Here is a 22362-nt window from a genome sequence, read left to right as displayed (position 1 = left end):
CATTTAAAGAAAACAGACATGAAACGCACTCTCTTATCCATCGCTATTATATTCGGAACTTTTGTTTTTGCTCAGGAAAAGAAAACCGACACTACAAAGACAAAAAGCATTGAAGGAATTACCATAACAAAACAGGTTTTTAAAAAGCAAAGCGACCGTTTCGTATATGATGTTGCAGCTTCTCCTGTTGCTAAAGGAAATACTACTTTTGATCTTTTGAAACAAACTCCGCTTTTATCTTCTACAGATGATAAAACCCTGAAGATAGCCGGTAAAAACAATGCACTCATCTACATCAACGGCAGAAAAACCAATATGGATGCTGAATCACTGGTGCAGTTCCTTAAAAACACACCTGCTGAGAATATTCAGAAAATAGAGGTTATTACAGTTCCGGGAAGTGAGTATCAGGTAGAATCTTCAGATGGGATCATTAATATTGTTTTGAAGAAAAAGATGAGTGATGGTCTCAGCGGGAACATGAGATTTTCCAATACACAAAGTAAATATAATGCAAGCCAGACCAGCTTCTCCGCCAATTACAGAAAGAATAAACTGGGCATCAGTGCCAACCTCAACGGTGGTGAAAATATTCAGGCTCAGACTTATACTTTAAGAAACGGAACGGTTGACACATCCAATGAATCTACCGGAAATATCGATGACCCGAACAAAAATATAGGTGGCTATCTCAATGTTGATTACCAGCTGACGGACAACAGTAATCTTGCTCTTTCCTGGAATACCTGGGCTAACAAGAGTTATAATTCCACAGTAAGTTTGTTTAATACTATAACCAATGGAGGGAAGACAAAATATACATGGTCAAAAAACAAAGAGGATTCAAGGTCATATAACAACTCTTTAAATTTAAATTATGAGTTAAAAACTGATTCTCTGGGCAGTAAATTAAATGTAAATGCTGCTTACCTGAATTATAAAAGATTCCAGTTTACCGACAACAGAACCTATGCTTCAAATATAAACAGAGAAATAGGAAATAAGACCACACAGGTGTTTCAAGATCTCCCTCAGATCATTAATAATTTCTCCGGAATGGTGGATTATATCCAGAAGTTTAAGAACGACCTGACTATTTCAGTAGGAGGAAATTATAATAAAACGAAAACAGACAACGATTCTAAAAGCGATACTTACTTTTTTGATCCTGTAGCCTCAAAATCAGCGCCTAATCACTTTATTTATGATGAAAATATATATGGTGTTTATATTACCGCAGAAAAAAAATTTTCGGATAAATTCTCAGGGAAAATAGGTACCCGATATGAAATCACCAACAGCCTGGGAACTTCAGACAATGCACCTACAGAAGAGCTGAAAAGGATAAAAAGGAATTATAACAATATCCTTCCTTATCTAAGCTTTAATTATGCTATTAATGATAAAAACAATCTATCCTATTCCTTTTCGAGCAGAATGAGAAGACCTAGCTTCTGGGAAATAAATCCGGTAAGAAATATTCTGACTGACGATAATTACACCCAAAACAACCCTTTTGTAAAGGCATCTTCAACATATAATCAGGAGCTGACCTATATGTACAAAAACTCTTATTTCCTGATTCTTAGCCATTCATTTTTTAAGGATGCTATCACTCAGGTTCCTTTACAGGGGTATCCTGAATCACCTAATGGAAATATTGGAGAAAACCCTGTATTAAGATATATCAGAACCAATTTCGGAGATAAACAGGAAATGTCTGCCATGGTAGGAATTCAAAAGTCATTTTTCAAACAATATCTGACCACCAACTTCAATATTGGAGTACAGCATAACATTAACAACGGAAGTCTCGATACTGATCCTACAACCGGAGACCGATTCAGAAATAAAGAGGGAGACTATATCGTATATACCAATAAAACGAGCTCTACAAGTCTTTTGATCCAAACCAACAATACCATCCGCCTGGATAAAAAGAAAACCTGGTTTTTGGGTGTTAATTATTTCTTTGTAGACAAACAACAGATTGAGCTTGGTACATTGAAAAGCTTAATGAGTTTAGATCTCAGTATCAAGAAAACATGGAATGAATGGACCTTTGCAGTGAATGTAAATGATATTTTAAGAACTAACATTATTAAGATTGAAGACTTTCAGTCAAACGGTAACTACAACTACATTCACCAAAATCAGTACCCTAGAAGCTTAACGGTAAGTCTTACCTATAACTTCGGAAATCAAAAAGTGAAAAAGGTAAGAGATATTGAAGGCGCTTCCGATTCTATTAAAAGCAGGACAAGATAAAAAATTATCTTTCTTCATATTCAACTCAATTATTTTGTATTATAACCCGTTGATTGATCAGCGGGTTTTTTATCTTTAGAGGTATGAGAAAAAAGTTAATTTTCATTGTGGTAAGTCTCCATATATTATGTCTGCTCCTAAACTGCAAAGAAAAAAAGGTAAGTCTCGGTAGCGGTATTCATTTTGACAAAGAGGAAAATATTCATTATGGAAATGATCCCGACCAGATAATGGATCTCTATCTTCCGCATGAAAACCCTTCAAAGAAAAAAACAGCTTTTATCATTATACATGGTGGAGGCTGGCGCAGCGGGAACAAATCTCAGCTGACATTCTTTACCCTTTCTATGATGCAGAAATTTCCCGATTATATTTTTGCCAATATCAATTACAGACTGGCTTCGGTCAATCGGTATGGTATTCCTAACCAAATGGAAGATATTAGAAAAGTTACCGTATTTTTAAAAAATAAATTAAAGTATAATCCTAAAATCATTCTTCTGGGAAACAGTGCCGGTGGGCATTTATCCATGATGTATGCCTATCATTTTGATCCTTTGAAAAATGTAAAATCTGTTATTAATATCGTAGGACCCGCTGATCTTTCTGATGAAGGTTTTAAAACCTATGAAGACTATTCGTTTGTGGAAAAACATCTTATAGATCCTAAAATTCTTTCTGGGAGCATGACTGCCAACAGTTTTTCCAGTCCTGTACAATGGATTACATCCAATACTCCTCCTACTCTTTCTTACTATGGAAAAACAGACCGTGTTATTCCTTTAAGCCAGAAAAGAATTTTAGATTCTGTTTTAAATAAAAATAACGTGATCAATGAATCTTATGAGTTTAATGGTGGACATCTGGATTGGGATAAAAAGCCAAATGATAGTCTTCTCATTAAAAAAATTGAAACGTTCCTTAAGAGGACCGATACATAATAAAACGCTCTGAAAATTTCAAAGCGTTTTATTCTTAGTATCCCAATGCTTTTTTAGCTTCAGTAGCCGCAGTATTCAGGGCATTCATACATTTCGGAAAGTTTTCCATATTGTTTCTGAGATCCCAGAACGGTAACAGTACAATCACTGAAAAATCGGTCTCAGGATCATAAAGCATCATAGAAAGGTAGCCTTCAGTAGCTCCGTTATGACCGTAGCCAACTCCCGGAAGATGAAAACATCCTAATGCATAATTACGATCTTTGACAGCCGTTGCAGGCCCCTTACTGGTTTTCATTTGTTCAATACTTGAAGCAGTAAGTACATTCTCTGCTTTCATGGTGCTCCTGATATAATCGGAAAGCAATTTCATGGTCCCGATTCCGTTTCCTTCCCCTATATGAGCGCTGGCATTTTTAAGATTGGTAACCTCATCGTGGTCATCATATTTAATGAAGCCTGTCACATATGGCATAGGCAGCTGCTTATCCGAAGCAAGCTCTGGAAACCTGATTTCCAGCGGAACCTTTGTTCCGGGCCCTACAATATGGTCGTACATATAATTACCATAGGTTTTGTTCGCTCCTGTTTTTTGAGAATAAATTCTGGCTATAATTTCACTCAGAATAGAATATCCGGTATTTGAATAATGATACACCGTATTCGGTGCTCCATAGGTAAGACTTTTTTCTGCTAAAATTTTCACATAATCCGAAGTGGAAAACTGGTGATCCGGGAAATGCTCAAGCATATAATCGGTATAGCTCTCCCCATCTATATTATATTTGCTGGCGTCATTGGTAATATCATAGACTCCCGCATTATGCTGTAGAAGCTGGCGAATAGTTATCTGCGATTTGTGGGGAAAGTCCCATGCTGCTCCATCGGGAGTATAAGGGACATTTGTTCCGGGAATCATAGCTGTAATTTTATCATCCAGGTTGAGCCAGCCTTCCTGCATCATTTTTAAAATTGCCGTAGAAGTAAAATTTTTGGTGTTGCTGGCAAAACGGAAGTAAGTGTTTTTGGTTACCGGAATACCATTCACTCCGGTAGCCGTACTGAAAAGAGTTCCTTTTGGTGAAACTACATAAACGCTCAGTGAAGGAACATCAGTCTTTAATTCTTTCTGAAGGTTAGCGTGAATATCCTTTACGGCTGTATCCAGATTTGACCGGTAATCCTCGTTATCATTTTTTCCACAGCCTAAGGAAGCAAGCAGAAAAAGGGAACACCCAATAGTTTTTAGTTTTTTCATGGTATATCGTTGGTTTATTGTTTTAATTATTCAGATTTTACAATCTCTGTTTTTTCAGAAACCCCGTTGGCATTAAAAGCTTCAATCTGAAAAAAATAGGCATCCGTTCTATCAGCTCCTGTAAAGAAATATTCATTTTTCCCATACACCATAATATTTCCATAGAGCTTGTCAGGAGATTTTCCCCAATAGATCACATAGCCGTCTGCTTCCGGGTTTTGCTGCCATTTCATCCAGATGCTCCTTCTTTCACCATATTTCTTCGGATCGGCTCTTAAAGGCACGAACCCTTCTACTTTTTTAGGCTTTTCTCCTGCTCCTTTTCCAAATACCCTGAAGCCACTTAATGCAAATTTTCCGGTAGGCATTTTAAGATTCTCCATTTTAAGGAATCGTGCCTGTGCCGGTTTTTCCAATTCAATATAATCGTGGGGAACATCTTTGGTATTTTTACTTTTATCAACAATTACTTTCCACTTTCTCCCATCATTAGAGCCATAGATTTTATACTGGTGCATTTTTCCTGAAGTTTTCCCCAAAAATTCAGCATCCTGATCTGCATAGTTAACCTGGATTGCATTAATTGTAGAAACTTCACCAAGATCGGTTTGAAACCATTCGCCGAAATTTCCTGTTTTCGCACTCCAGTAGGTCTTAATATCTTCGTCTACTGCGTAATTGGGCTGATAACCGCCTAAAGTGGATGAAACCTGAACAGGTTTATTATAATTCAGCAGCATCCATCCTGCAAAAAGGCCCTTAGTGAAATCTTTACCCTGGGCATATTGGGGAAGGTAAGTAGGATAATCTCCATAGGCCGTATTACAATACATTACATCATCTTTATCAAAACCGGCCGGCCAGATTCCGAGTCTTCTTTCAAAATTATTTTTAGTGGAAATAAAAATGGTCGAAATATGCCACCAGTTTTTGTAATTATCTTCAAAAGTAGCGCCATGGCCTGCTCCTCTTGCAAAACCTCCCGGCTTATAGGAAAACGGATTATGCTGCTGGTATTCGAACCCTTCCAAAGGGTTTTTACTGACATATACCCCATCTGAATATCCGCTGAATTCTGTAGCCGGAGCACCATACTGCATATAATATTTCCCATTATGCTTTGTCATCCATGCTCCTTCTACAAAAGGCTGAAGAAAAACATTGTCATTGTATTCCCCGAAACGTTCCCATCCATGGTCTTCAGGTTTTAATTTAATAATCGGCTTTACAAAACCTTCAGACTGAAGGTTTTTAACTTTTACTTCTGTTCCCAACAGCGGCCATTCATTACTTGATCCCCAATACAGATAAAGCTTATTTTTATCTTCATCATAATGAAACGCAGGATCCCATGCGCCCACTTTTAAAGTATCTACTGCAATTTTCCAGTCATCCTGGGTAGGGTTTGTACTTTTCCAGATGGGAAAGTCCTGCTCCCATGTAGAACCATAGACGTAGAGTGTGTCTTTCATAGCCCAGACTGCCGGAGCATTCAGATCATGAATATATTTGTTGTCTCTGAGGAATTTTCTTTTTACAAACTTCCAATCCAGCATATCGTCACTGTACCAGTATCCTTCCTGATTGGTAGAAAAAAGAAATAACTTATTCTTAAAATTGACAATTACCGGATCAGCGGTAGCCCGGTGTTTTCCCTGTTTTGAAAAAGCTTCAAAAGGGGTATAACCATAATCAATATTAATAGGGTTACAGAATGTTTTCTGCTGACCTCCAGCCCATATTCCCAGGAAAATAGCCAATGATAATAAGTAGTGCCGCATCTTTATATTTTTTGCCTTACAAGCAAATTTAGTTAACTTTTTTTGGTTTTCTCCAAATAAACCCATCCAAAAGATAGTGGGTAAGCTGTGGTACTGCCAGCAGTGGGATCAAAAATGAAAGGATATTCTCTGATATTGTAAAGTTCAGGGAGAAGTGTTCATTCCAGACCAACGTTTCCCACAAAAGCTCTTCAAAGAAAGCGAAAGCCAAAAGTACTCCTGCAAATAAAAAAATTCCTGTTACAGATTTAAAGATCAGCAATCTATTCAACTGCTCATCATCTTTCTGTTTGATTTCACGGATATAGATCAATGCGATATAAGGGATTCCATGGGAAATAACATTTAGAAAAGTAAAAATAAGGTCATCATTAAAATAGACGATTCCAAAATACCATGAAAGATAGGTTCCGGTAATAAGCGATATTTTGGGAATGTTCAGTTTTCTATTTTTCACCGCAACAAAAACAGTCTTTGAAATCCATATTGTAAGGATAACAACATATAAAACGGTTATAAGACCAGTATAATCCGGGAGCCTTTTGAACCAATCGAATTCATTGCTGACAAACCAAGTGAAGGCACGTGGTGTTTTAAACCAATACAGCATTGGATAAATGGTGGCAGCATATACTGCAACCTCATCTATTCTTTTACTCCAATTACCGGGTTCAAAGCGGGCATAAATCCTCATAAAACCATACTGCTGACGGATAAAGTGAAAAACAGCCACCAATGCTAACACCGACCAAAACGTCAGATTGCCAAACTGAAATAAGGCAATCCCCAGCAACCAGCTTAGCATCGGGATTCCCAAATACAGCAACTTTCTTTTTTGAACCCGGCCTTTTACCAGGTAAGTTTTGAATAAGGTGGAATAAACATGGGCAACATCCACAAAAACAATAAGGAAGAGCCAGGTATAGAAAGAATAACTGCTTTCGAGTTCCTGAATCTGCTTTTGAAAAAGGAAGATGATCAGCAGAATAAGGAATGGTGGGGACAAAATAAGCCACCAGTCTGTTTTTGCATTATGTATCCAGGGCTGTTTCATGTGGATATTAATTTGTTTTTAAATAGTCATTTATAGTCTCAGCATTGTCATTTGTCCTGAGGTTTTATCAGTCAAAAGCGATTTCATATCATTTGCCCGGCAGCTCTTCGTCCCTGATAAAACGCTTCTTCAAAAATAGATATTCCGGAAAGATCAGAGTGTGCAAAGAAAACTTTGCCATCTATAGGTTCTTTTGCTGCCTGGGCAGCCTCCCCAAAGATCTGGCTGGGAACAGGGGCAATCATGGCATGTCCTATTTTATGAAACTGCATATCCAGAATAAAGTCTTCTATCAGCGGATGGGCTTTCTTTAAATCTTCCAGTACAGAAGATTTAAGCTCGTCTTCTTTCATTGCATACAGTTTCCTCCTGGCTTTTCTGCAGTCATTGGTAGAGAAGCTTTTGTAATAGGTAATCACCTTTTCACCCATAATCTGATTAACATTCTGATGCTGATCATAAATATAACCCAAGCCGGCTGACCTGTAGATCACATTATCCCACGCCAGTTCTTCATCACCTCCAAATTCATTTTTCAATGTAATGGTAGTGAGTAACCAGGGAACATAGTTAAATGATGATGCTTTTTTATGATTGAAAATTCTCTCGTTTACAAATTGAGGCACTGCACATAAAACCTTTTCAGCAATGATCTTTTTGGTTTTCTTCTCTGTATTATCAAAGCTCAATACTTCAACGGAATTACCAATTTTAATATCAAAAACTAAATTTTTAGGTAATAATTTCCCTTTGGTATATTTGGAAAAATGCTGTACCAGTCTAGCATTTCCTTCCGGCCAGGTGAAAACCTGATCTTTGTATTTTTGGCTCCAGTTATTTTTTCTGCCTGCAAAATAATGAATCCCGGCCCATGCAGAAACAAACTCAATCCCTAAACCATAATCATCTTTGCATGAATAGTCCAGCAACCACAAAAGCTCTTCAGACTGAAAATAATATTCTTTCAGCCAATCCTTAAACAGCATATTTTCCAGCCTTACTACTTCATCTTCCCTGCTGGAATCCTCAACAGGAATAGCAAACCAATATTTTCCAAGTGCATCTTTCTTCAGACGGAAACCATCCATCATTTTGAAAAACCGGTCAAGTTCTTTCTGGGTTTCTGTGGAGATTCCTTTTTGAGGAACAATATCATTTTGCCATGAGTTTTTGAAAAACAATCTCTCCTGCTGTGGAAAAGTCATCTGGTACTCATCAAGAACAGGCTCACCGTGCTCGTCTGTACCCAGATATATTTTACATTCCTCCAGGAAATCAATGATTTCAATATTTTCTTTATTGGGTAAGGGTAGATAATGGGCTCCCAAAGGGAATTTGGAAAATTTATTCTTTCCGTTGGAGGAATTACCCCCTAAATGATTCTCCATTTCCAAAATAAGATAATCGTTCTCGTTATTCTGGCTGAAAAATCGGCAGGCTGAAAGTCCGGAGATCCCACTACCCACAATAAGGTATTTTGTGTGGATAACTTCTGAAAATTGTGGAAAATCTTTTGCCCACAACTTATGTCCCAAAATATGATTGGTCCCGGTAATATGAAGAAGCACAGCCTTCACTTTCTTTCCACAATACTGTAGAAAAGGAAGCATCAAACTGCCCAGCAATACTGTTGTAAGAAAATCCTTCCTACTGAACTTTCCCCCACTCTTCATCGAAATAACGAACTAAAATCTGGTTATCCAGACGGTTAACTTCTACCTCTTTCACCTTCATATCCTTATTAAAGTAGGATAACTGTGAAAAATTGTAATCATAATATTTTAAATTGGGAAGCTTTCTGAAAATCCTGTTATTTACCGGTTCATAGGAAGCCATTGAAAATCCCCACTCTCCAAATGAGGGAACATAGGTATGGTAAGCAGCAGTAAAAGGGAATATCTGATTCATTGTTTTCTCTATACACCAGAAAGATTTGGGAGCAAAATAGGGTGATGTTGTCTGCACTACAATTTTAGTCTCCGGCTTTGTCAATCTTTCAAGTTCTTTATAAAACTGTAAGGAATACAGCTTTCCCAGGCTGTAATTGGATGGATCAGGAAAATCGATAATCACAACATCAAACTTCTTTTTGTTCTCTTTTACCCATATATAAGCGTCTTTATTAATCACTTCCACCTTAGGATTGGATAGGGAACTTTGATTCAGCCCGCGCATGGTTTCATTGGTTTTGAAGAAATGGGTCATCTCTCCATCAAGATCTACAAGACTAATTTTTTTTACTTCTTTATATTTCAGTATTTCACGGACTGCAAAACCATCGCCTCCTCCCAGCACCAGAATATTCTCAATATTTTTCGCCATAGACATCGCGGGATGTACAAGCGCTTCATGATAACGGTACTCATCCGTGGAAGAAAACTGTAAGTTATTATTTAAGTATAACCGAAATTCATGATTATTTCTTGTTAAAACAATTCTCTGGTAAGGTGAACTTTTGGTGTAGACCACATTTTCACCATATAACTTCTCTTCAGAATAGGATAAAATAGTATCTGAAAAAATGAAAAGGCCTACCAACAAAGCAAATGCTGCTATTGATTTTATCCTTAAAGAAATCGGTTTTGATAATTCTTTTTTAAGATAAAAGCATAAAAATATGGCGATAGAAATATTAATCAGTCCAAAAAACAAAGGCGTTTTTACAATTCCCAACTTCGGAATTAAGACTAATGGGAAAAGGATTGATGCCAATAAGGCACCAATATAATCGAAAGCAAAAACATTTGAAACTAAATCTTTAAATTTAACCCTGTCTTTTAAAATATTCATGAGCAGGGGAATTTCCACGCCAACTAAGCATCCTGTAAAAAAGACAAAAAGATATAAAACACTTTCAAAATGAGCTAATGTATTAAAGAGAACAAACAATACAACAGAGCTTATTCCGCCAATGATTCCCACCAAAATTTCAATCTCAATGAATTTATCGATGAGATTTCCTTTCACAAATTTCGCAAGATAGGAACCTACTCCCATTGAAAAAAGGTAGACTCCAATAATGAAAGAAAACTGTTTAACAGAATCTCCCAAAAGATAACTTGCCAAAGCTCCGGCAACCAATTCGTAAATCAGTCCGCAGGTAGCGATGACAAATACAGAAAACAGCAAGAGTAATTCAAGAGAGATTCTCTTTTTATCCATGAATTGCGGCGCTTATAATCATTGAAATTCCTATGATAAATGCTCCGAATACAATGGCCAAAGCGATATTTTTATTCTGAGAGATCTCATGCCATGTTTTTTCAGGGGTCAGTTTTTCTATAATGAAATAGCACACCAGTAAAATAGCGATTCCTAAAAATGAATAGAGAACCGAATTGATTATGGGTAATACATTGAAGTTGTCCATAGTTTATAATTTATTTGTGATAATATCTGTAAAATCCTCTTCCGGTAGAATGGGTTCTGGTAGTTCCGTCACGGTAAGTTTCTGTTTTCTGGCAGTCACAAACCTGATTTCCCTGATAAGTAAGGTATACAAACCAGCTCAGGAAAAGCCCTCCTACCAGCGAAAGGAGCCAATTTTCTCTTATATAGTTAAAAATATTTGTAATCATGCTTGGTAAGGTGAGTTTGAACTATTTTTCCACTTATTAAAATTAAAATAATACCTTCCAACGCGCATGAGCACGTAAAGAATAATCATGATGACTAATATAAATGTAAAATTCCAGAATGAAACGGGAAGCCATGTCGCTTTGATCTGAACAGAAGAATTATCTGAAGATAGGCCGGCGGAAGACCTGATGGCTTCAGCAGTAATTAAAGAATCCAGTTTCTGTGTTCCAAAAGATTCTCTCATCAGCTTTGCTGTTTCCGATGAATCTTTATCCAGCGTTTTTCCGTCTGTAAAAGTTGTAGAAAGTCCTTTAAAATTGTCTGTAACCCCTATATTTCCCATTTTATCGCGAGAGATTGTCACCTTTGAATCCGGTGATTGGAAATTGGTTAATACAGGGTAAGATCCTTCATTTTCTGCTGAAATTACAAAATGATATTTCCCTGCTCCTACTCCACAAAGGTTGAATTCTTCAGACTGACTTCCTTCAGACCAGCTTTCACCATCTTCATAACCATGATACTGTTCTATATCCTTCGAGGTATATACCGCTTCATTGGTATTTTCATTGACAAGGCTCAACTGAACATTTGCCCACGAGTTATCAACATTCGAGAAAACATTAACCTTTAGGGGTGCTGAGCCTCCTGAAAGGGTAAAGCTTTTACTGATAAGCTCTTTATCCCGTACATCTGAAAAATTAACCGTCTGCTCTATAACCGTCTCATTGGTTCTGGAAGTATACACATACAACTGGAACAGGCATATTAAAAGTCCCGCTACGCAAAAGATATTAACAGCTTCCTTCATATTCACATAATAGGGCTGAACGATTCCAATGCCTGAAGAGTTCGGCATATGGGAAAGCGTAAAGGCCCGTTTAATGGTCTGTTTTGAAATATGAGTTCCGTAAAAATAGTTTGTTTCCTTTCCTGAATTCTCCTGAGAAATCATATGAGTCCCATTTACATATTCTTTGTAAGTAGCCAGGATGAAATCAAGTTTATCTTCAAAAAAACCTGTTGCTGCATGAATACTGCATTGAGAAGTTTCGTACCAACGATAGTTTTTACCGGCATATGTGGCCAGTTTAGAATTTTTACTCTTAAAATCATTAGGATGCATGGGGGTAAGAAATACCCAATGGCCATCACTTTCACTCAGGAAAGCACCTTCTCCTTTATTGTTTTTCAGATAATATTCACGCCAAAAAATATTGGCTCCATATTTTCTGACTATAATAGCCACGACTGTGTACTCTACATTTTCAATTTTCCCTTTTTTCCCAACGTCCAACACTACATTTTCTGTAGGAACATTCAGGTGTTTTGAAGATTTATTAGTAGTTAGGTCAATGAGATGAGAACAGGTTTGACAAACGTATTCTTTGACAGTAAACGTAAGGTCTAATTTATTTTCTGAATCACATGCAGGGCAGGCATAATGCATTTTTATCTGTTAATTTTGTGTTTTTGAATGGTATTAGCTTTAAAATACTGAATTACCTCATCTGCAATCTGCTCTACCTTTGAAGTATTGTCCTGAGTATAGTTACAAAGAAAAACGTCAAAAGTAAGCTGTTTAAATTCCGGCCAGGTATGAATACAAAGATGGGACTCCTTGAGACATACTGCAGCCGTGAAGCTCTGATTGTCAAAAATATGGTTGGTAATTCCTACAATTTCCACATCTTTAGTGGCCAGGATACTTTCCGTAAATTCCAGAAAACCCTTGCTGTCTATTAACAAATCTTCTGACTCTGTTTCCAAAGTCAGAAGAATATGTAAACCTTTACTTGATAATGGTTTCAATTAATTTTTTTCGTAAATATATTATTTTTTTGGCAGAAAAACTTCAGCAAGCATACATCTCGCACTTCCACCACCATTTACTTCAATGGTATTAAGATCGGAATAGATAATTTCACAATACTTTTCAATGGCTGCTACCTGCTCAGGATGTAAAGACTGATATGCTGTCTGGCTCATTACCAGGAACTTTTCTCCATTTTTATTTTGAACCTGAAGCATATTTCCTGCAAACTGCTGCATTTGTTCTTCAGAAATTTCTACAATCTCTTTTCCGGAGTTTTTGATGGTTTCAATTACTTTTTCTCTTTCCAGCTCATCATCAATACAATCAAGACAGATTACCACAAATTTGTCTGCCACACACATCATTACATTGGTGTGATAAATGGGAAGCCTTTCTGTACCTACGGTCTGATAGGAATGAAAAACAATCGGTGTGAAATCATATTTTGCACAGAAGTCTCTGAATAACTGCTCATCCAGCCTTAGAGAGACAGATCCATAAGCAATCTTGTTATCATGATCGAAAATCATACTTCCTGTTCCCTCCAGAAAATGTCCCTGAGTTTCAGAAAATGACCAGTCATCAATTTCAGCAACATCGAATCCCTGATCCTTGATGCTTTCAATAATATCTTCTCTTCTTTCCACTCTTCTGTTGGATGCGAACATCGGATATAAAACCACTTTTCCATCCTTATGGAAGCTCACCCAGTTATTAGGGAATATAGAATCCGGGGTATGAGGATCCAATGTATCTTTTATGGAAATCACATTGATTCCTTTATTTCTCAGTTTTCCGACAAAAGTGTTGAACTCAGCCAAAGCCTTTGACTGGATATCAACCCCTGTCTGTTCAATTTGAAAATAGTTGTTTTTCGCAGTTTCTGCGTTATAACCGAATGCTATCGGCTCTATCATTAATACGGTATCTGTTGTCTGCATTTTTTTAGTTTTAGAGTATTAGGGTGTGAGAGTTAGAGGGTTAATCAGCCGGCTATCAATTATCGTCATCTCTTTCAAGTGAAGAGAATGAACACCATTTTGCTGATTGGCTCATCATATTTACTAACATTCCAATGATATAATTATATTCATTATTTAATTTTTCAAACTGTTCAGCATTGATATACTTACAAGCGTGAGCAAACTGAAGCCAAGTCTGAGTTTCTCTAGCTTCCCCCTCAGAATCTGTAAGCTTAGCTGTAAAAGACTTTTCATATTTTCTTTTGCCCCAGGCTTCGCTGATATTAGCCGTTACAGATCGTGATGATCTTCTAATCTGATCTGTAAGAGAATAGAGTTCTTCTTTCGGAAAAGTCTTTGAGAGTTCATAAATATATTGTGCTGTTTCAAAGGATCTTTGAAAAACTTTTAAGTCTTGATGAAATTTAATCGTTGTCATAATTATTATTGATTAAAATACTTTCACACATAATTAATTCCGTCCTAAAAACTCTCCTACACTATTATGCTCTCACTCTACAACTCAATTATTCTCTCACCAGGGGCATTGTAGAGCATCTCAATAAACCACCCATTTTAGAGATTTCTCGGTAAGGTATTTCTTCTACTATCATTCCCCATTCGTTTCTCAAATGGTTATTCATTCTGGTAAAAGCTTTATCGGAAACTACAATTTCGGGCGAAATAGAGAAAATATTCGGGAACATTTCAAACATCTCTTCGTCATTGATATGGAAACAGTTTTCTTCTCCAAAAATATCAATAATTAAGCGATAATCGCTTTCGTCTACGAATCCGTTTTTATAGATGATACATTTGTCTTCTCCAATCGGGTTAAAGGTACAGTCCAAATGCAGAATTCCTTCAAATGGAATTTTATCATTTTTCTTCAATTCAAGATCAATGATTCTTTTCTTAGGAAAATATTCTTTTAAAATTTCTATGGCATATTCATTCGTTCTTGCCGTTTTATAATTTCTGTAATCTTCGCTGAAGCAAGTTCCTATAAAAAGAAAATCATTCCATACAATTACATCTCCGCCTTCAATATGTGCTGTTTCCGGAAGGTTGATAATTTTTCTCCAGGCTACTTTTTCAAAAACGCTTTTGTATGCTTCCTGCTCATCTGCTCTGTCAGCAATCACATTGGAAATAATCATTTTATCATCAATAACAAAGGCTACATCCCGTGAAAAAACCTGATTATAGTCTTCGATAATGCTAGGGCGAAGTACTTCAACATCATACTTCTTCAATACCGCTTCAAAAGCGTTCATTTCATTGATAATATCCACCTCTTTAGGATAGATATTGTGTTCGATTGAGTAATATGACTTGGCGTCATAACTTTCTTCTAATGTGGGAACGGGTCCCAAAGAATTAGGCTGGCCTAGAACTACTGACTTCAGCCTTCCCGTTTCGTTTTTAATGTTTAGTCTCATAAAGATTTATGCAATACTACAAATATAAGTAAAGGACTCTACCTGCAAAACTTTTGCATTATTTTATCCGGCAATTTTGAATTTATTAATACAATAACTCCACCAGGAATTTTCACTTCCTTCTTACTATTTTACCCGATATCCGGGAATAAAATCAAAATCTCTCATTACATATGATCTACAACCTGCTATATTTCATCTACATAAGAATGAAAAAAAATAGTATAATCATAGAATATCTTCATACCTTAGTGATATAATTCTCGCGAAATTATAATTAAAACTTAACTACTTAACATCAAAACATCAAAACAACAAAATCATGAACAAGAACAGTCCAGTGCTAAAAAATGCACAAAAATTAGGAAGAGAGCAACAAAAATCCGTTATGGGAGGAGCTCCTATCTCAACTGGCAGAAGATGCTGCGAATGGGACGAAAATGGAGTATGCTTTATATGGACGTGCGACAGATGCCAATGTCCATAATAAATTAAGAACCTGCTTTTTCAAGCAGGTTTTCTTTTATCTTGCCCTATTCTCTTCTTCTGTCTTCTGAATTTCTTTATTCTGGTATTTTGAGCTTCCAAAATTATAACTCAATGAGAGAAAGAAGCGGCTGCTATCCCACCAATGGGTAAAACGATTATCCATAATCTGTTTATGCCGGAATTCCAGGCGCTGATCATAAGAATCAAGAATATTATTATAACCAATTTTGGTGTTCAGTTTGTTATTCAGCCAAAATTTTTGGACTGAAAGATCTACTGTGTAACGTGGTTTTATGATGTAAAGGCTGTTACCGGTTTTGGATTCATAATTCGCAAACAGAGTAATAGTATATCCTTTTGGCAGAGTAAAAACCTGGTTCAGCCTGATTTCATAATTATAAATTTTCAATGCAAAAACTTCGTCAAGATATGGCCTGAATTCATCATTGTAGTATCCTGCAAACTGGCTTGTTACAGTCCACCACTTATTAATTTTAACGGGAAAACTGGTTTCCAGAGCGGCAAATTTCCGGTAAGGAAGATTGGTTCCCAGGTATTCCAGTACATTGGTTTCCGGATTATACAGCGGATATCGTGTCATTACATCTTTTTCTTTTCCAATGGTAAAACTTGTGATCCAGTTTTTGTGTCGGTAAGTAGCCTTGATCTGGCTGGTAAAAGAAGGTAACAGATAAGGATTTCCTATCCAGTAATTCAACGGACTGAAATAAAACCGGAAGGGATAAAGCTGTGAAAAAACAGGTCTGGTTATTTTCCTGCTGTAAGAAAAAGACAGTTCATTAGAGGTATCAATGGTATAACTTGCACTGAAAGAAGGCAGCCATTCCAGATAATTTCTTGAGACAATAGAATCTACCGTAACAGCATTAGAAATACTGTTTGTGTTTTCAAACCGTATTCCTGCATTGATCTGAAGCTTTCCAAATTTTTGCCTGTAAGCCAAATAACCAGCCCATATTTTCTCTTTATACGAAAATATATTGCTTCTTGCCGGGTCAAATGTAAACTGTCCGGCTACTGATAAGGTATCATACCTGATATTGTTATTGGTATCGGACTGACTGTATTTAATTCCTGCTTCTATATCTGCGTTTCCAATCTTTTGGGAAGCATCAATTTGGCCCGTGTAAATACCAATTTCATTAAAAAGATCAGATTTCCAATAGGATAATAATTCTGATGAGCCTTTATTTCTATTGATAAAATCGTCCTGCTGTTTGTTCTTAACGGAGAGATAATTACCCAAAAGGTCAATTTTAAAGCCTTTATTTTGAAAAGAATAACTGGCTGTTATCCCGTAATTATCCTGGGAATAAGCGATTGGATTTTCACTTTCGGTATGAGAAACAAGTTTCGTTTCACTTTTGTCAGTGGTATATAAAGATCCTGAACGGATACGGTCATTTTCCCGGAAATTCCCTCTTAGATTTACACTTGCCCGGTTCTTATCATTCAGCCTGAAATCTGCTCCGGCTTGAATGCTATAGACTGTTCCTGTATCTTCCTGATCGGTATCGGTTCGCATAATGTTAGTATTGGCCAGCCGTTGCAGTGCCTGATAATGATATCTTGAGATTCCGTCAGTGTATCCTGCTTGCAAATTATAAGCAATCTTTTCTGTATTATAAGTTAAATTCAGAGAATTCTCCCGGAAACTGAATTTATTGACATAAAGATTTCCATTATAGCTTCCCTTCCAGCCAAGATTGGTATTCTTTTTTAATTTAATATCAATGATACCCTTGAATTCAGCATCATATTTTGAAGAAGGATTGGAATTGACTTCTATTGATTCTACCATTTCTGGTGACAGTGACCGTAGATACGCCTGTAATTCCTGGTTAATCATCACTACAGGTTTTCCGTCAATAAATATTGCGGGGGTTAGTCTTCCCCCAATAAAAATTCCGTTTTCCTGATCTACCGAAACTCCCGGAGTTTTCCTAAGAACTTCAAGAAGGTTTGTTGATGTTTTAAAATCTTTATTACCGGAAACAGCCATCACTATATTTCCATTATTTAACTTTAGATTTCGTGAAGCAGATTGGATAATCACTTCTGAAATATTTGTCGTTGCAGATTTTATCTGAATAAGAGAATCTGAAGCCTTTCCTTTTAAAACATCCTGAGCTTTTCCAGAAGTTGACAGAAACAAAAGCAACAGAAGCACCCATAATTTGATATTCATAAATTTTAAATTTTATGAATCAAAAATATTGGCTTACAGCAAGAATAGGGTTTTGAAGTTTAAATTCCGCAGTACGAAATTATAAATTTGAACTCTGAAACTTAGAATCAGAAGGAGTTTGCAATTGCTTATACAAAAGAGGCGTAGTATTTTTAAATCTCTTAAATGTAGAGAAAAATGTAGACTTGGAATTGAATCCCACTTCATATCCTATCTCTTCAATCTTTAAACAGGACCCATTTTCAATTTTTTCACAGGCTTCATCAATTCTGTATTCATTGATATATGTGGAAAAGCTTTTTCCCAGATTGTCATTCAGCAACTGGGAGAGCTGATGAGCAGACATATTCATTCTGGAAGCGAGATCACTTAATTTCAGATTTGGATTTTTATACAGTTCTTCTGAATTCATCAATCGTTCCAGCTTTGAAACAAAACTGTCTGCCCGTTCTTCAGAGATTTTCTTATTAGAATACTTATTAAGTTCTTTGGTAGAAACCTGTTGATGGTTTTTGTTAAATAAGATGAGAAAATTAGCATACAATACAAATGAAAACACCAGGCTTCCTCCTGCACAATAGATCGCCACCCAACCTGTAGAGATCAGCTGATATGTCAAAAAGATAATCACATTACTGATCAGTACCGGAAGAACAAATTTGTTGGCTGTTTTACTATTCTGCTTTGACAATATATAATACTGGTATATGGCCAGAAATACAAATACTGACCAGGCTGTATAAATAAAAGTTCCAAAATAATGATCCCATGTAACCGGAAAAAATAAATACAGTAATCCGACAGCTCCTAAAATAAGGGTTAATATTCCAAACATCCGCCGGCAGCTTCTCAAATCAAAGTCTTCCTGCTGAAAGGAAGATTTAATGTAATACAATAAGGCAGGACCTGTAAAGAACAATGCTGACAGTCCCAAATGTGGAATAATCCTCGGTAAGTCCGGATAGAAATAGATACCTACTGAAATTCCAACTCTTAGACTTAGCATCAACAGCAGAAGCCCCAGGAAAAAATCCGGAAGATATTTCAGCTTTTTGACAAACAACAGGTAAATTCCAAGCAAAAGCCCATTGAAGGCTCCTACTGCACTGAAGAAAAATAACATCTGTTGTCCAAAGGTCATGATTTACTAATTTTTATTTTTTTACAGAAATAGGTTACAAAGCCACCCATAGAAATAAACTTTAAGTTCGTTTTAATTCATTTAGCTTTAGTCAAAAACCTATATTCTGCACAAGTAAATTTAATAAATTATTGAATTGAAATTCAAATAGATAAATATTTTTTAGGTTTTGGCTAAAGCCAGTGGAATTTTTTCTATTTATTAACAGGCTAAAGCCCGTTTCTATTGAATGATAAACGTTATGGATAAAACATTATTTATATCCTTGGGCCGGAAAAGATATAATATAGACAACGATTAAGGGTCATAATGAGAATAGTTGTATTGATTATTTATCACTTATTATTCATTACCTATTACTCACCTCTATACTCTTAGCCCCGATAGTAACGGTTACCCCGCAACATAAGCTGGAAAGCCGAGGATATGGGGGTGATAAGGTATTGGAGTGAGGAGTATAAGTGGATAGCGGGAAATAGCTTCTGATCCTGAAAAAATAAAAAATCCCAAAGCACGCTTTGGGATTTTAATATGATAAAATGAAAGATTATCTGCTTGCAATATCGATGTAGTTTCTTTCCTGAGCTCCTTGGTAAACCTGTCTTGGTCTTCCGATTGGGTCTCCTTTCAGTCTCATCTCTTTCCATTGGGAAATCCATCCCGGAAGTCTTCCTAATGCAAACATTACTGTAAACATTTCTGTAGGAATTCCTAATGCTCTGTAGATAATACCTGAGTAGAAGTCTACGTTTGGATATAGTTTTCTTTCGATGAAGTACTCATCCTCAAGAGCTACTCTTTCTAACTGCATGGCAATGTCCAGAGCTTTATCCTGAATCCCCAGTGCAGTAAGGATATCGTCAGCTGCTTTTTTAATGATTTTCGCTCTTGGGTCGAAGTTTTTGTAAACTCTGTGTCCGAATCCCATTAGACGGAAGTTATCATTTTTATCTTTAGCTTTAGCCACATATTTGGATACATCACCACCGTCTTTCTCGATAAGTTCAAGCATTTCGATTACTGCCTGGTTAGCACCACCGTGAAGAGGTCCCCAAAGTGCAGATACTCCAGCAGAGATAGAAGCGAAAAGACCAGTGTGTGCAGAACCTACCATTCTTACTGTAGAAGTAGAACAGTTTTGCTCGTGGTCAGCGTGAAGGATTAATAATTTATCTAATGCATTGACTACTACCGGATCGATTTCGAAATCAGCGTTTGGTAATCTGAATGCCATTTTGTAGAAGTTTTCTACATAGCTTAGATTGTTATCACCGTGGTTTAATGGTAAACCTTGAGTTTTTCTGTATGTCCAAGCACAAAGGTGAGAGAATTTAGCGATCATCAGCTCAGCAGCGTGATCCATTTCTTCTTTAGAGTTTACGTTAACGGCTTTAGGGTTAAAAGCTGTCAATGCAGAAGTCATAGAAGATAAAACTCCCATAGGGTGAGCAGAACGAGGAAAAACATCAATGATCTTTTTCATCTCATCTGCGATGAAGTTATATTTTTTAATATTGGTGTCGAAAGAAGTAAATTGATCCTGAGTAGGTAATTCTCCATGTAATAAAAGGTACATTACTTCTGTGAAGTTAGATTTCTCAGCAATCTGCTCGATTGGATAACCTCTGTAGAATAGCTCCCCTTTATCTCCGTCTAAGTAAGTGATGTCGCTAATAGTAGCTCCTGTATTTTTGTAACCTAAATCCAGAGTGATTAAACCTGTCTGGTCTCTTAATTTTGAAATATCAATCCCTCTGTCTCCGATAGTACTATCCACGATAGGATATTCATATGAATTACCGTCGTAATTCAATATTACTTTGTTGTCTGACATTATTTATTATTTTTTTTAAATATACCACTTTCCATAAAATACGGCAAACAAAAATTATCGCTTGCCGTTATTTATAAATTCAATTATCTTTTAATTTTAAAAGCCTCTAATCCCGGGAAAATTGCTGTTTCACCTAAAGCCTCTTCTATTCTCAACAGCTGGTTATATTTTGCCATTCTGTCTGATCTTGAAGCAGACCCCGTTTTGATCTGTCCACAGTTCATAGCTACCGCTAGATCAGCGATAGTAGCATCTTCTGTTTCTCCTGATCTGTGAGACATTACTGAAGTGAATTTGTTATTCTGAGCCATTTGTACTGCAGCCATTGTTTCAGAAAGAGATCCAATCTGGTTTACTTTTACAAGAATTGAGTTTGCAATTCCTTCTTTTACTCCTCTTGAGAGTCTTTCTACGTTTGTTACGAATAGATCATCACCTACCAATTGTACTCTGTCACCGATTTTATCTGTTAACATTTTCCATCCTTCCCAGTCATTTTCCTGCATACCATCTTCGATAGAAATAATAGGATATTTAGCGGCCAATTCTGCTAAGTAAGAAACCTGCTCACTGCTTGAGAACTGAGCAGCATCCGGAGTTTGGAATTTTCTGTAATCGTATACTCCATCTTTGTAAAATTCTGAAGCAGCACAGTCTAATGCTAACATTACATCATCACCAGGCTTATATCCAGCCTTTTCAATAGCCTGAAGTAAAGTATCCAAAGCATCTTCAGTTCCTTTGAAAGTAGGTGCGAAACCACCTTCATCACCTACTGCCGTAGATAAACCTCTTGAATGAAGAATAGATTTAAGGTTGTGGAAAATTTCAGTTCCTTTTCTCAATGCATGAGAGAAAGAATCAGCTTTTACCGGCATCACCATAAATTCCTGGAACGCAATAGGAGCATCTGAGTGAGATCCACCATTGATTACGTTCATCATAGGAACAGGAAGTGTGTTTGCATTTACTCCTCCTACATATTTGTATAAAGGCATTCCCAATTCTGCAGCAGCAGCTTTTGCTACCGCTAAAGAAACCCCTAAAATGGCGTTAGCCCCTAGGTTTCCTTTATTTGGAGTACCATCAAGATCAATCATGATCTGATCGATATAGTTTTGTTCAAAAACCGGCTGTCCAACTAAATTTTCTGCAATTACTTCTTTTACATTTTCAACAGCTTTCAGAACTCCTTTCCCTAAATACTCTGAACCGCCGTCACGCAGCTCTACTGCTTCATGTTCTCCTGTAGATGCTCCCGAAGGTACAGCTGCTCGTCCCATTGCTCCGCTTTCTGTAAATACATCCACTTCAATGGTAGGATTACCTCTGGAATCTAAAATTTGTCTTGCTTCTATATAAGAAATTGCACTCATTTTTTATTTTTTTAGTTTATACAAATTTAATCAAAATTTAACTTTTAGGGGTATTTCGAGGTGTTATTTTAAAATTATTCTGAGTTAAATTTTAGTTAATTTCAATATTATGATAAGTAAGAATTCAAAAACGGGACAACCATTTCCTAATTTTATTCCCCGTCCCATTTAATACAAGAAAAAAACCTTCTTTGATTTGTTTCAAAAAAGGT

At 36.5% G+C, this 22362-nt stretch carries 19 protein-coding genes; 3 read left to right on the top strand and 16 right to left on the bottom strand.

Going from position 1 to position 22362, the window contains the following annotated elements:
• Positions 1-18: 18 nt before the first annotated feature.
• Entirely contained in the window at positions 19-2268 is a 2250-nt protein-coding gene (locus MP478_RS13855; RefSeq protein ID WP_257200770.1) for an outer membrane beta-barrel family protein, read from the top strand.
• 83 nt (positions 2269-2351) lie between these two features.
• Positions 2352-3209: an alpha/beta hydrolase gene (locus tag MP478_RS13850; protein ID WP_257200769.1), complete on the top strand. Its 858-nt coding sequence runs from the start codon at positions 2352-2354 to the stop codon at positions 3207-3209.
• Positions 3210-3243: 34 nt separating this feature from the next.
• Here the strand turns inward: MP478_RS13850 and MP478_RS13845 are convergent, their stop codons facing one another.
• From MP478_RS13845 to MP478_RS13790, 12 genes are all read right to left on the bottom strand, one after another.
• Positions 3244-4467 (bottom strand): serine hydrolase, encoded by a 1224-nt coding sequence (locus MP478_RS13845; protein ID WP_257200768.1) that lies wholly within the window; start codon positions 4465-4467, stop codon positions 3244-3246.
• A gap of 26 nt (positions 4468-4493) precedes the next feature.
• Entirely contained in the window at positions 4494-6248 is a 1755-nt protein-coding gene (locus MP478_RS13840) for a discoidin domain-containing protein (RefSeq protein ID WP_257200767.1), read from the bottom strand.
• 28 nt (positions 6249-6276) lie between these two features.
• Complete coding sequence (locus tag MP478_RS13835) at positions 6277-7302, bottom strand: hypothetical protein (RefSeq protein ID WP_257200766.1); 1026 nt, start codon at positions 7300-7302, stop codon at positions 6277-6279.
• Between the two features lie 83 nt (positions 7303-7385).
• Positions 7386-8975, bottom strand: coding sequence for an NAD(P)/FAD-dependent oxidoreductase (locus tag MP478_RS13830; protein ID WP_230034142.1), 1590 nt, complete (start codon positions 8973-8975; stop codon positions 7386-7388).
• Entirely contained in the window at positions 8950-10464 is a 1515-nt protein-coding gene (locus MP478_RS13825) for a polyamine aminopropyltransferase (RefSeq protein WP_257200765.1), read from the bottom strand. Before MP478_RS13825 ends, MP478_RS13830 begins: the two co-directional genes overlap by 26 nt.
• Positions 10457-10672 carry a DUF350 domain-containing protein gene (locus MP478_RS13820; RefSeq protein ID WP_230034139.1) on the bottom strand — a complete coding sequence of 72 codons (216 nt, stop codon included), beginning with the start codon at positions 10670-10672 and terminating at the stop codon, positions 10457-10459. The genes MP478_RS13825 and MP478_RS13820 overlap by 8 nt, the downstream gene beginning before the upstream one ends.
• A gap of 10 nt (positions 10673-10682) precedes the next feature.
• The gene (locus tag MP478_RS13815; RefSeq protein ID WP_047491515.1) at positions 10683-10880 is read right to left on the bottom strand and encodes a hypothetical protein; all 198 of its coding nucleotides are present in this window, start codon (positions 10878-10880) and stop codon (positions 10683-10685) included.
• Positions 10877-12331 carry a DUF4178 domain-containing protein gene (locus MP478_RS13810; protein ID WP_257200764.1) on the bottom strand — a complete coding sequence of 485 codons (1455 nt, stop codon included), beginning with the start codon at positions 12329-12331 and terminating at the stop codon, positions 10877-10879. The genes MP478_RS13815 and MP478_RS13810 overlap by 4 nt, the downstream gene beginning before the upstream one ends.
• Before the next feature lie 2 nt (positions 12332-12333).
• A complete protein-coding gene (locus MP478_RS13805; protein ID WP_230034133.1) occupies positions 12334-12693 on the bottom strand; it encodes an S-adenosylmethionine decarboxylase family protein in 360 nt (119 codons plus the stop codon).
• Positions 12694-12714: 21 nt separating this feature from the next.
• Complete coding sequence (gene ctlX, locus MP478_RS13800; protein ID WP_230034131.1) at positions 12715-13638, bottom strand: citrulline utilization hydrolase CtlX; 924 nt, start codon at positions 13636-13638, stop codon at positions 12715-12717.
• A 55-nt stretch (positions 13639-13693) separates the two neighbouring features.
• Positions 13694-14098, bottom strand: a complete 405-nt coding sequence (locus tag MP478_RS13795; RefSeq protein WP_257200763.1) for a four helix bundle protein — start codon at positions 14096-14098, stop codon at positions 13694-13696.
• Positions 14099-14186: 88 nt separating this feature from the next.
• A complete protein-coding gene (locus tag MP478_RS13790; protein ID WP_257191236.1) occupies positions 14187-15101 on the bottom strand; it encodes a dimethylarginine dimethylaminohydrolase family protein in 915 nt (304 codons plus the stop codon).
• 322 nt (positions 15102-15423) lie between these two features.
• Between MP478_RS13790 and MP478_RS13785 the strand changes: the two genes are divergently transcribed.
• Positions 15424-15588, top strand: coding sequence for a hypothetical protein (locus MP478_RS13785; RefSeq protein ID WP_257200762.1), 165 nt, complete (start codon positions 15424-15426; stop codon positions 15586-15588).
• A 36-nt stretch (positions 15589-15624) separates the two neighbouring features.
• Here the strand turns inward: MP478_RS13785 and MP478_RS13780 are convergent, their stop codons facing one another.
• The 4 genes from MP478_RS13780 to eno all read right to left on the bottom strand — a co-directional run bounded on the left by MP478_RS13780 (position 15625) and on the right by eno (position 22150).
• Positions 15625-17799 carry a TonB-dependent receptor domain-containing protein gene (locus tag MP478_RS13780; RefSeq protein ID WP_257200761.1) on the bottom strand — a complete coding sequence of 725 codons (2175 nt, stop codon included), beginning with the start codon at positions 17797-17799 and terminating at the stop codon, positions 15625-15627.
• 79 nt (positions 17800-17878) lie between these two features.
• Positions 17879-18940, bottom strand: coding sequence for an AraC family transcriptional regulator (locus tag MP478_RS13775; protein ID WP_257200760.1), 1062 nt, complete (start codon positions 18938-18940; stop codon positions 17879-17881).
• Positions 18941-19487: 547 nt separating this feature from the next.
• Entirely contained in the window at positions 19488-20774 is a 1287-nt protein-coding gene (locus MP478_RS13770; protein WP_230034123.1) for a citrate synthase, read from the bottom strand.
• An 83-nt stretch (positions 20775-20857) separates the two neighbouring features.
• Positions 20858-22150 (bottom strand): phosphopyruvate hydratase, encoded by a 1293-nt coding sequence (gene eno, locus MP478_RS13765; RefSeq protein WP_047491487.1) that lies wholly within the window; start codon positions 22148-22150, stop codon positions 20858-20860.
• Positions 22151-22362 lie beyond the last annotated feature (212 nt).

The organism is Chryseobacterium sp. WG14, assembly GCF_024586945.1.
In the GTDB taxonomy this organism is placed as follows: Bacteria; Bacteroidota; Bacteroidia; order Flavobacteriales; family Weeksellaceae; genus Chryseobacterium.
This window is presented reverse-complemented; position numbering and strand designations above follow the sequence as displayed.